This is a genomic window from Microcoleus sp. A003_D6 (assembly GCF_036702825.1).
Taxonomy (GTDB): Bacteria; Cyanobacteriota; Cyanobacteriia; order Cyanobacteriales; family Microcoleaceae; genus Microcoleus.
In genome coordinates, this window is record NZ_JAUBWA010000168.1 from 1 (window position 1) to 11,376 (window position 11,376).

At 45.7% G+C, this 11,376-nt stretch carries 10 protein-coding genes and 2 pseudogenes; 7 read left to right on the forward strand and 5 right to left on the reverse strand.

Annotation, left to right across the window (positions count from 1 at the left end; translation table 11 throughout):
- Positions 1–78: 78 nt before the first annotated feature.
- Positions 79–285 (forward strand): annotated as a pseudogene (locus QUB70_RS29195) (metal-dependent phosphohydrolase); the annotation flags it as partial.
- Between the two features lie 148 nt (positions 286–433).
- On the opposite strand, the gene QUB70_RS29200 reads toward QUB70_RS29195, so the two are convergent.
- From QUB70_RS29200 to QUB70_RS29210, 3 genes are all read right to left on the reverse strand, one after another.
- The gene (locus QUB70_RS29200) at positions 434–1,249 is read right to left on the reverse strand and encodes a hypothetical protein (protein ID WP_332985131.1); all 816 of its coding nucleotides are present in this window, start codon (positions 1,247–1,249) and stop codon (positions 434–436) included.
- A complete protein-coding gene (locus tag QUB70_RS29205; protein WP_332985132.1) occupies positions 1,246–1,437 on the reverse strand; it encodes a hypothetical protein in 192 nt (63 codons plus the stop codon). Before QUB70_RS29205 ends, QUB70_RS29200 begins: the two co-directional genes overlap by 4 nt.
- Positions 1,438–1,550: 113 nt before the next feature.
- A complete protein-coding gene (locus tag QUB70_RS29210) occupies positions 1,551–1,769 on the reverse strand; it encodes a hypothetical protein (RefSeq protein WP_332985133.1) in 219 nt (72 codons plus the stop codon).
- Positions 1,770–1,967: 198 nt separating this feature from the next.
- On the opposite strand from QUB70_RS29210, the gene QUB70_RS29215 reads away from it, so the two are divergent.
- The 3 genes from QUB70_RS29215 to QUB70_RS29225 all read left to right on the forward strand — a co-directional run bounded on the left by QUB70_RS29215 (position 1,968) and on the right by QUB70_RS29225 (position 5,792).
- The gene (locus tag QUB70_RS29215) at positions 1,968–2,462 is read left to right on the forward strand and encodes a hypothetical protein (protein WP_332985134.1); all 495 of its coding nucleotides are present in this window, start codon (positions 1,968–1,970) and stop codon (positions 2,460–2,462) included.
- Positions 2,463–2,654: 192 nt separating this feature from the next.
- On the forward strand, positions 2,655–3,584 hold the full coding sequence (locus tag QUB70_RS29220) for an Rpn family recombination-promoting nuclease/putative transposase (protein ID WP_332985135.1): 930 nt from the start codon (positions 2,655–2,657) through the stop codon (positions 3,582–3,584).
- A 282-nt stretch (positions 3,585–3,866) separates the two neighbouring features.
- Positions 3,867–5,792, forward strand: a complete 1,926-nt coding sequence (locus QUB70_RS29225) for an alpha-amylase family glycosyl hydrolase (protein ID WP_332985137.1) — start codon at positions 3,867–3,869, stop codon at positions 5,790–5,792.
- A gap of 123 nt (positions 5,793–5,915) precedes the next feature.
- On the opposite strand, the gene QUB70_RS29230 is transcribed toward QUB70_RS29225, so the two are convergent.
- On the reverse strand, positions 5,916–6,968 hold the full coding sequence (locus tag QUB70_RS29230) for a glycosyltransferase (RefSeq protein ID WP_332985138.1): 1,053 nt from the start codon (positions 6,966–6,968) through the stop codon (positions 5,916–5,918).
- A 345-nt stretch (positions 6,969–7,313) separates the two neighbouring features.
- On the opposite strand from QUB70_RS29230, the gene QUB70_RS29235 reads away from it, so the two are divergent.
- The 3 genes from QUB70_RS29235 (at position 7,314) to QUB70_RS29245 (ending at position 11,189) form a co-directional block, all read left to right on the forward strand.
- A complete protein-coding gene (locus tag QUB70_RS29235; RefSeq protein ID WP_332985139.1) occupies positions 7,314–8,174 on the forward strand; it encodes a 3'(2'),5'-bisphosphate nucleotidase CysQ family protein in 861 nt (286 codons plus the stop codon).
- Between the two features lie 412 nt (positions 8,175–8,586).
- Complete coding sequence (locus tag QUB70_RS29240; protein ID WP_332985141.1) at positions 8,587–9,267, forward strand: Crp/Fnr family transcriptional regulator; 681 nt, start codon at positions 8,587–8,589, stop codon at positions 9,265–9,267.
- Complete coding sequence (locus QUB70_RS29245; protein ID WP_332985140.1) at positions 9,264–11,189, forward strand: M61 family metallopeptidase; 1,926 nt, start codon at positions 9,264–9,266, stop codon at positions 11,187–11,189. Before QUB70_RS29240 ends, QUB70_RS29245 begins: the two co-directional genes overlap by 4 nt.
- Before the next feature lie 49 nt (positions 11,190–11,238).
- Here QUB70_RS29245 and QUB70_RS29250 read toward each other — a convergent pair.
- Positions 11,239–11,376, reverse strand: a pseudogene (locus QUB70_RS29250) (RNA-guided endonuclease TnpB family protein); the annotation flags it as partial.

Consider the following 11,376-nt stretch of genomic DNA (forward strand, 5'->3'; position numbering starts at 1 on the left):
ATGTTTCGTATGTAATCAATAATTACTCTCCAATATACCATATTCTGTTAACATAAAATTTAGATGCGTTCGCCCTGGTATCGCACTCCTGGGGATTTGCGGGAGGGGTATCCGAAGTTTTATTGGAATGTGGTTTATCGGTATGTCAAGGATGCGATCGGCTATTTGGAACTGACGCAGCAGGGGAAACAAGTTGTTGCTAATTTGAACGCGAATGTGTTCCGGGTGGAGCATTCTCAGGTGGAAGTTGAGGAGGTGGCTGTAGTTCCAATACGGTTCATATAAGGCAGATCCCCCCTAGCCCCCCTTAAAAAGGGGGGGACAAGAATCTTCTCAAAGTCCCCCTTCTTAAGGGGGATTTAGGGGGATCTCCGGGCAATAAACAGCGCTAACTGAACCGTATTGCAATAAAATGTGTAATCCCTGATAAAATTCAGCAATCCTGTTGATATTGCAGCGCTAAATCTTCGATGAGTTCAACCATTGCGCGAACCATAGGCATTTTAGTGAGAATTTCGATCCAATACCACTGTCCGTTAGGATTGAGTTCGATAAAATAAATCGTATCGTCATCATCGCGAATGATGTCGAATGCACCAAAATTTAAGCCAAACTCGTCAAGCATTTGATGGAGTTTGTTGAGGTAATCCATTGGTAGCTTGTCGGGAACGTGAACGAGTTTGTCTGGTTCGGTGACGCGCCAATCTAAAGTCACGTCTGCATCGTTGGTATGTTCGGCATCAATGCGGCAAACAAAATGATGCTTGCCGATTAATGTAACGCGATATTCTGCTTTCTTTTGAATGCGTTTTTGAATGAAAACAGGTGCTAATCGAATACTCTCTCGAAATTCCTCAAGTGTTTCGACATCAATGGGGCGAGTATAGCAAGCGTACTGCTTTTCATCATGTAAAAAACCAGAGTAGCGCATCGGTTTGACAATGCACTTTCCCTGTTCTGTTACAAAGTTGCAAGCAGCATCGTAGGAATTTGTGACGAGTGTTGGAGGGATAGTAATTCCCAGTTTTTGAGCAATGGGGATTTGGTTGATGCGATGGGATGGCAATCTAATCTTGTAATAGTTATTGACCCACCTCGCTTTAGGATATAAACCTGACAGAGAGTACATCAAAGATTCTGTCTCTTCTTGACAATACTTGATTGCCCAAGCATCATCAACTTCTGGAAAAACTTTATAGTCGTCAGGTTTGCGCCACCAAATTACGCCGATTTCTTGAACTTCTTTCAAGGAGTCTTCAAAAAAAAAAAACTTTGACTGGGATTGCCAGAAGCTTGCCAAGAGTAAACGTATTTGCTTGTTTGAATAAAATTTTCTGAATTCAATCTAATTGCTAGAATATTTGATTTTTCCAATTCCTTGATAACAACATCCGCATGAATATCTGTCTCAGAAGTCACGATTAAAAGGTCAGTCATAACTAAATTAATTGCAGTAATGTTGACAATGAAAGACCTGTCATGTAAAAATTTATACAGGTCTTTCAAAAAATGAGACTGTAAGCAAAAGACGACCTTAGCCAGAGCAAATTCTAGTCGTCTTCTTGCGTGTCGTCATCATCAGGTCCACTCCTCTTAAAAGTGGAGGCACTAATAGTACACGAGGAGTAGCTCATGGAGGAGATGTTGGAAGTCTGGGTGCTGGGATCGTAGCTAGCTTGTTCTAGGGAGATGCTGTACTTGGGCAAGATGCTCAGGTGCATCATCAAAGGATTTGCTTTTTTGTCGAGAGCGAGTTGGGTAGTCGTCATAAGTTAGTTTCTTTGAGCGATGGTTCTACATTCACAATGCTACAGTTTGCAAATTAATTTGTATAGTCGAAAAAGGTCGGATAAAGTCGTATAATATAAAAAGTTTTGATAAAGCTTTAATCGTTTTTGTATTCAAGGCGAAAATAGTCGGATCTAGACGGTTTTAGTTCATCGCTCGGATATTGGGAGGAGGGGCGGGTGAACGTTAAGGAAGCACTGGCTTTTGCAGATGAAGTGGTCTTTGCGAAAACGGGCAAGCATTTAGATGATATGCAAGTTGGCGTGATTGAGGGCGTTTTGAAGCGGCAAAAGTACGGCGATATTGCCCGATCGCTGAATTGTACTGAGGGTTATGCTAAAGATGTGGGCTACGAGCTATGGGAGTTGTTCTCTGATGCTTTCGGAGAAGAGGTTAATAAGTTAAATTTGCGATCGGCACTGATTCGGAAGTCGAGGATTAGCAACGTTACTGGCAGCGTCATTAGTGGCAATCATGTTGCTCGCGGTCATGTAATCGGATCTCTGAATGTCTGCACATCACAGGAAGAGTCGCCTGAGTTTTTGCGGGGAAAGCAGCGGGCGAAAATTGAGGCGATCGATCGCTTGCAAGCAGTAGGTTTGAGCGATGAGCAAATCGCGCAATGTTTGGATATAACGCTAGAAGAGATTCGACAAGTCGATTTGACAGAATAGAATATAGAGCAAGCGCTAATGGCTGAGGTAATCCCCGGCTCAAGCTAGGATAGAGCATCCGATATCCAGTTTTGGCAACTCGCCAACCCCGGAGAGTTGCGGAACAAACGATATAGCTCCTAATCCCAAATCGCCCAACCCATTTCCCACTGGGTTAAAATAATAGGTAAATCAGTTTAACATAGATTAACCATGAGATTCATTAACCCCAAAACCGATTTTGCCTTCAAAAAAATATTCGGCTCTAATCAAAGCAAACCAATCTTAATCAGCTTTCTCAATGCAATGATTTATGATGGCAATCCCACCATCACCGACTTAGAAATTATCGACCCGTATTTAGCATCGAGAGTACAGTATCTCAAAGACTCTTACCTGGATGTCAAAGCCAGACTTGCAGGAGGCGCAACTGTAATTATCGAGATGCAAGTTTTAAATGTACAATCTTTTGCGAAACGGGTGGTTTACAATACTGCGAAAACTTACTCTACTCAACTGATTCGCGGTGAAGGTTACTTTAAGTTAAAACCTGTAATTGCTTTGACAATTACTGATTTTGAAATGTTTGATAATGACGAAGAAGTAATTTCTCACTTTGTGTTCAAGGAGAAAAAGCGTTTATTTGATTATGTCGATCCAGAGATAGAACTCATTTTTATCGAGTTGCCGAAATTCAACAAACAATTGGATGAGCTAGAAACTTTGACTGACAAGTGGGTTTATTTTATGAAAAATGCCCCCAGTTTGGAAGTAGTACCGTCAACAATGGAAACAGTCTCGGAAATACAACAAGCTTTTGCGATTGCTAATGAAACTAACTTGAATCCAGAGGAGTTGGCAGATTTAGAAGCACGCGAAAGGTATATTCTGGATCAGCAGGGAATCTTGCGAAAGGGAATTGAAGAAGGACTCGCACAAGGGCGAGAACAAGGGCGAGAAGAAGGCAGAGAAGAAGGCAGAGAAGAAGGCAGAGAAGAAGGCAGAGAAGAAGGACTCGCGCTAGGAATGAGAGAAAAAGCTCTAGAAATTGCTAGGCAACTTCTCAATGTTCTAGACAATCAAACTATTAGTCAAACTACTGGTTTGAGTGTTGAAGATATCGAAAATTTGCGGGAGGAATGACAGGAAGGGAAAAAGTACGATCGCACTCACGAATCATCTTATTTGCGATCGCACATAATATGATAAAATTGGTTTGTAATGAGGACGACCGTCCTCATCAAACTCGCTCGCACTGAAGTCCTAACTACAACCTTATAGACGACTCCACCATCTGTCTAAAGGAAGATTTCATTAAACGAGTAAATTCCGTATGATGCTCTAAAAGTCAGTCCGAAGGGAAAGCTATCTCCGACTCTAGCTCCGAATAACTGACCAATCTTACAATAAAAAAAAATACATCTCATGACACCTGTCACTCCCAATCAAACTTCCTCTCAATACGAAGTTAGCGAACCAGAAGAAAAAATTGAGTCTCTGGTAGAAGAAGTTAAGCCTGAAAGCGAACTCGATTTAGAATTCCTCTACACCAGAGATATTGAATTTCGCCAAGAAACAATTTATTTCATTGTAGTCGATCGCTTTTACGACGGCGACCCCGCAAATAACGAAGGCCCAAACCCAGAACTTTACGATCCAGAAGGCAAAGATTGGGGCAAATATTGGGGCGGCGACTTGCAGGGAGTTATCGACAAACTCGACTACTTAAAAGATATGGGTGTTACCGCAGTTTGGCTGACTCCACTGTTCGAGCAAGTAGAAGCATTATTTGTCGAACAAGCTGCAATTCACGGCTACTGGACTAAAGATTTCAAGCGACTAAATCCCCGTTTTATTGCCAAAGGCGACAATCCTTCTGTCAACCAAACACAAGAAACCAAAGATACCGTATTTGACAAATTAGTATACGAGTTGCACCAGCGAAACATGAAACTGGTGCTCGATATTGTCTGCAATCACAGCAACCCAGATTTTAGCGGCAAAAAAGGGGAACTCTACGACGACGGCGTAAAAATAGCTGACTTTAACGACGATGAAGATGACTGGTATCACCACTACGGCGAAGTCACAAACTGGGAAGATGAATGGCAAGTCCAAAACTGCGAACTGTCGGGTTTAGCAACTTTCAACGAAAACAATATTGCCTACCGCAATTACATTAAGTCAGCAATTAAACAATGGCTAGACAGAGGTGTTGATGCTTTGCGGGTTGATACAGTCAAGCATATGCCTATTTGGTTTTGGCAGGAATTTAATGCTGACATTTTAACACACAGACCTGATGTTTTCATTTTTGGCGAGTGGATTTACAGCGATCCTAGAAACGATCGTTCTGTGGAATTTGTCAACGAGTCGGGGATGACTATTTTAGATTTTGGTCTGTGCGTGGCAATTCGAGAAGTATTGGGAAAAGGTGCGGAAGCGGGATTTAAGTTAGTCCAAGATGTACTGAATTTGGATCACCGCTACTACGGGGCGACGGAGTTGATTACTTTTATTGACAACCACGATATGCCGAGGTTTCAGTCGTTGAATCCCGATCGGCAAATGCTCTCTTTGGCGATATGTTTAATGATGACGACTCGCGGCATTCCCTGCATTTATTACGGCACCGAACAGTATCTGCACGATGATACTGAAGGGGGAAATGACCCTTACAACCGCCCGATGATGGAAAAGTGGGATACTGATTCGCCGATTTACCGAGATGTGCGGTTGCTGTCTGGATTGCGGCGGCTGAATCCAGCTATTTCGATGGGTAGTCAGTGGCAAAAATATCTAACTGCTGATGTTTATTGTTACGTGCGCCGCTATCGCGATTCTGTGGTGTTTGTAGCGATGAATCGCGGCAATGCTGTTACAATTGAAGAGGTTGATACTGAGCTGCCTGATGGAGAGCATACGGAGGTTTTATCGCGCCGCAAGTTTGAAGTTAAAGACGGGATGCTGTACAACTTAGAGTTGGGTGCGCGAGAAGTAATGATTTTTAGCCGCGTCGGAGAGCGAGTTAAGGCGAAAACTATTGTGCGGGCGCAGCTTAACAGCGTAAAAACTCAGCCTGGGGAAAGAATTGTGGTGATTGGAGATTGTCCTGAATTGGGGAATTGGGATATTAGTAAGGGTTACCCGTTGGAGTATATCAATACTAATACTTGGTTTGGGGAAATTCCTTTTAATGAAAGTGCGGGGAAGTTGATTTCTTATAAGTATGCGCTGCTACGGGAAGGACTGTCGCCACTGCGAGAAAATCTGGTTTGTCGCCGCTGGGTTTTAGTTTCGGAAGGGACTGTGAAATGGCGGGATAAGTGGGCGAGTGGACGCGAGTCGTGATTTTTAATCAACAGACTTTCCGGCCTGTTTTACCAGTTTTTAATGAACAGGCAAGATGCCTGTTCCACAACCAAGTTTCTGTTTTGTGGAACGCGCATCCTGCCCGTTGCTGATATTACGAGTTTAAAGCGATCGCAGCTTCTGGGCCAAAACATCGACATAAGGTTCGCTGCTGTGCTGGTTCACAACCATTTCGTAGCCACGCTGCGCTTGAGATTCAGCTTCTTGATGATTTTTTAGCAAATGGACGATCGCCTCGCGCAAACCTGCTGCATCTCCCACATCTACCACTTTGGCAATATCCGGGGCCGCTAAATAATCGACCATACCTTGAGTCCGAGTAATGACAACGGGCCGCTTGCAAGCCATTGCTTCCAGCAAACCCTGCACTCCAGCAGCATATTTATTGTCCGCCAAACAAACTGCAATTACGTCTGCATCGCGGTAAAGCTGCACTAAATCCGGCCATTCGTAGAACTTGCGGGACATATTTTCTGGCATAGTATCGGGGAAAGCTTGCGATAAAGCTTTGGCATCTTTAGAAAAACCGCTAATTTTTACGTCAACATCTAAGTCAGCAGTTGCTGCTGCTAAAAGTCGGTAGTCGCGCTTTTCTAATCCGACGCTAACAACCGTTTGCCGCTTTTTCTCGGCAGAAACGGGGCCGGGTGTGAAAAACTGAGTGTCTGTCTGGTCTAGATGCACTAAAATCTGGGATTCAGGTAAAGCTAAATAACTGCGGAGGAAGTCAGTTTGAGGGCTGGCGCAAGCCATGAACACGTCAATTTTGTCAGCTAAACCGAATAGTTTCAGGGCGGCGCGGCCGCGCAGCCGATCGATATTGTGGAAATGTACAACAATTTTCGGGCGATCGGACGATTGACCGCACACCGCCGCGACTGGAATGCCAATGTCCTCGCCGGTACAAAATATCACGTCGTCGCTGCTGACTTGCTCGGACAATTTGCGCGCGGCGGCCCAATGTTCGGGTTTAGAAGAAATTTTCGATCGCAGCTTGTCACTCAACGATATCGCTTCGCCATCCGGGGCGTGGACGGTGGCATTTAAGCGGTCTCTGAGGGCTCGCAGGACGTGGCGGGGGCATTTGCCGAGTTTTGCATCGCGGTCAATTTCATCTAGGTCTATTTTGCGACCTAATGCCAAATGGTATTTCAAAGTATTCTCCTTATATTTATTATGGTGCTGGCACAAATTATCTAACCTCAGAAGATTCTATCCTCTGCTGTTGAAAGTGCTAGTGCGATCCGTCAGTCAATTTTAGATTTTAGATTTTAGATTTTAGATTTTAGATTTTAGATAAATCTGGGGGGTTCTCCCTAATGTGTGAATTTTTTTGAGTTCCACCAGTCCTCTCTGGGGCTTGTATCGCGACGGTGCTGATGTTTAGGAAACCGGGTCGATCGACACCCGCGCGCAAATCCTGTACGAATCAAAAACAGTGACAGGGGCCGATCGATTCCAAGGACTTAAGCTTTTATGCTGAAGTTAGCTAAAAAATTTATGTTTAACCTCATGTATATTTCTCCAGAGCAAGACCAAAAAATTCGCTACACCCTGCGCGAGTGCGGTCAAGAAGCTTACAAGCTAGCAGCCGAACCTTTTGAAGTTTGCGAGAAAGGGCCCAACGACTACGTGACGAGTATCGATCGATACCTAGACCGACAACTATCGGCAGCATTTAGCGCTTTGTTTCCTGAAGACGGCAGGATTACCGAGGAAAATGCCGCCTCCAGAGCAGCTTACCGCGCCAATTACCAGCGCCTCTGGTGCATCGATCCCCTCGACGGGACTGAAGAATTTATTCGGGGAAAACTGCACTACGCTTCGATGGTGGGGCTGCTGCTTGAGGAGGAACCGGTGGCAGGCTGGCTCTACGCCCCGGCTTTTGACCAAATGTATTTTGGCGGCAAAGATTGGGGATTGTTCCAAACTGTCGGAACCCAAGCGCCGCAGCCGATCGCCCTGTGCAAACCCCCGGCCCCGACAGCGGAAAATTGTAAAATTATTCTCGGAGACAAAGACCAGAAAAACTACGCCCGGGCGATCGCCCAAAGCATTCCCGGAGCCGAATTTTACTCGCTGGGCAGCTTTGGCTTAAAAGTGATGGAAGTTATCTTCGGTAGAGCTGGTTTGTACCTGTATCTCAACGGCAGAGTTAAAGTGTGGGATACCGCCGGCCCTCTGGCACTAGCAAAAGCAGCCGGATTGGTGTGTTGCGATTTGCAAGGTCAACCGCTGAGGTGGACGGCAGATGCGATCGAGCCGGAGACTCTGGCCCACACCCAGTCAATCGCGATCGGCTGGCCGGAATACATAGAACCTCTGTTAGGTAAAGTTCAACAAGCAGTGGCAGGCTTGTAAACCCGTTTAAGATTAAAGAATCTGCCAATTTTACGTGAACCGGGCCTCTGCACCCTTATCATCAATTAAAGGAGTTTAGTCCTGTCGATTGATTTGCTGAATTTTACGGTGATTATCCGCACAATAGAAATAATCGCGCTTGGTTATCACGTTTTGGTAAAATCAAAGAGATCGGTATTGCACCGTGTCTGGTTCGTTTGAGTGGTGATATATCGACCACTCAATTAAGACAAACCAGCGTCAAAACCAAGACGTGAAAATAGGTGTTTAAAGCGTTATAGGCTATTGCCTATAACTTTGAGGGATTCCTCCTTTACCGCTTGCGGCAAAGCTATCGTTACACATTCATCATTGCTCAGCAGTGTTGAGATGTGTGAGCGCGTAAATGAATCAGTTTCTACCCATTTTTTTGATGAAGACAGAAGCTTTCAGTGAGCTATTCCCTCTATTTAAGGGTGCTAACCCAGAAACATTGGGAGGGCTGCTATCAAATGCCGTCAAGCATGAGTATCCCCCGGGCCGAGCTGTGGTGATGGAGGATTCTTGGGGCAACGCGATTTACTTTGTCGTGTCTGGCTGGGTAAAAGTCCGGCGCTTGTCAAACGATCGAGCTGTATCAATGGCTATTTTAGGACGGGGTGCCTTCTTCGGCGAAATGGCCATTCTGGACGAATCTCCGCGATCGAATGACGTACTTGCTCTATCGCCCGTGCGACTTCTCAGCGTCACAGCTCAGCGATTTATCCAAACCCTGTTTAAAGACCCGCAATTGCACCACCGGATGCTGCAACTGATGGTGCGGCGACTCCGCCAAACCAATCTCCGCTATCAACTCCGCAACCGCCAGCCCGCGGTTAAACTAGCAAATACTTTAGTCGAGCTGGCAGAAAACTACGGTCAGAAAACTGCTGAGGGCAAAGATATCTTCAATATCCCTTATGAAGACTTAGCTGATGTCACAGATATCACCCTAGATGAAACCAGCAAAATTATGGAAAAACTCGATAGTAAAGGTTGGATCAATATCGATCCCGACCGCCAAACTATCCATTTGATCAACCTCAAGCACTTGATTAATTTGGCAAGTCAATGACTGATGTTACTTGTTTGGATTCCTCGTCCGCTGCCGGCAACAGTCAGGGGCAACTAACAGCACCGAAAATTCAATATTCGGTGGCGATGCCCAATCCTGAATCCCACCTCTTTGAAGTAACTTTGCGCGTGCAAGGTTGGTCGGAGCCGGTTCTGGATTTAAAAATGCCTGTCTGGACTCCCGGTTCTTACTTGGTTCGAGAGTACGCCCGCCACCTGCAAGATTTTAGCTCCCAGGCGGGCGATTCCCTACGGGATAGCTACGCCGCGCGAGCTTTACCTTGGTGCAAGAAAAGCAAAAATCACTGGCAAATCGAAACTAATTCGGTGTCAGATATCACGGTTTTCTACCGCATTTTTGCCAACGAACTGACAGTGCGAACCAATCATTTAGACTCGACTCACGGTTATTTCAATCCGGCAGCTTTGTGCTTTTTCTTGCCAGGTTTTGAGCGCAACTGCTACACCGTGACTGTTGTTCCACCGCAGCCCCAATGGCGCACCGTTACTACTTTGCCGCCTGTTTCCGGCCAAAATCTTACTTTCGCTGCTGCGGATTTTGACACTCTGGTAGACAGTCCTTTTGAGATTGGCTGTCACGAAGTGTACGAGTTTGAAGTGATGGGAAAACCCCACCAGCTAGTTGTTTGGGGGAAAGGCAATTTAGAACCCGATCGCACAATTCGAGACATCCAAAAAGTGATCGAAGTCGAGGCAAAAATGTTCGGGGGTTTGCCTTACGAACGCTATGTGTTTTTCCTGCATTTGTCCGCCTCTGGTTTTGGCGGTTTGGAACACAAGGAGAGTTGCACTCTCAACTATCCGCGTTTTGGTTTTCGGGCTAAAGAAAAGTACGAACGCTTTATTCAGTTGGTAGCTCACGAGTTTTTTCACCTGTGGAATGTCAAGCGCATTCGACCGAAAGCTCTCGAAGTATTTGACTACGAAAAAGAGAATTATACTCCTTCTTTATGGTTCTCTGAAGGCACTACCAGTTATTACGATTTGGTGATTCCTTTTCGAGCGGGTCTCTACAGCGTGAAAGGTTTTTTCCAAGGTATGGCTAAGGAAATTACTCGCTTGCAGACGACTGCGGGGCGGAATGTGCAGCCTGTCAGCGAGTCGAGCTGGGATGCTTGGATTAAACTTTATCGCCGGGATGCTAATAGCGATAATTCGCAGATTTCCTATTATTTGAAAGGGGAAGTTGTTTCGTTTTTGCTCGATTTGTTGATTCGAGCCAGACACGGCAACGAGCGATCGCTCGACGATGTGATGCGTTTGATGTGGCAGCAGTTTGGTAATGCTAATTCGGCTGAAAATGGCGATTTTGAACTGAAGTCGGAAACAGACGGCAAGGCGGCGCATTTGACATCAAACGGAGAGTTAAATTCTCATTCGCTGCCCTCCGAAATAGGCTTTACTCCCGAAGAGTTGCAAAGTGCGATCGAGTCCGTCGCCGGCATCGATTTGAGCGACTTTTTCGCCCGCTATATTGACGGCACAGAAGAGTTGCCTTACAACAAATATCTCGAACCTTTCGGGCTGCAAATTTGGGTAGATGAAACTGACCGAACGCCTCGCATCGGTTGGACGTTGGGAACGGAAAACGGGCGGGAAACGGTTAAATTTGTCGAAGTAGGATCTCCGGCACAATTGGCGGGAATTGACGCTGGGGACGAGTTGCTGGCGATCGCAGGTTTTCGGGTAAATGCAGAACAAGCGGGCGAGAGACTAAAAGATTATCAGCCGGGGGACACGGTAGATGTGACAGTGTTTCACCAAGACGAACTGCGGACTTGTCGCGTTACTCTCGCCCCGCCGCGACCTGGCCGTTACTCGATCGTGCCGGTGGAACAGCCCACCGCTATTCAGAAACAAAACTTTACTGGATGGCTGGGAGTTCCTCTATCAAAATTGTGACATAATTGACATCCACCCCGCCCTGAAGTGCGGGGATTCCCAATCATCGCTAATTGGGTTTCTGCTTCATAGCACCAGCCTTCCGAGATTTACTCTCTTCGGGTCTTACAGTTGCTCCACAGACTGAAACGGCTAGCCCAGCCGCCAAAATGTTCTTTGCAGCATTGATATCGCGATCGTGGTTTGT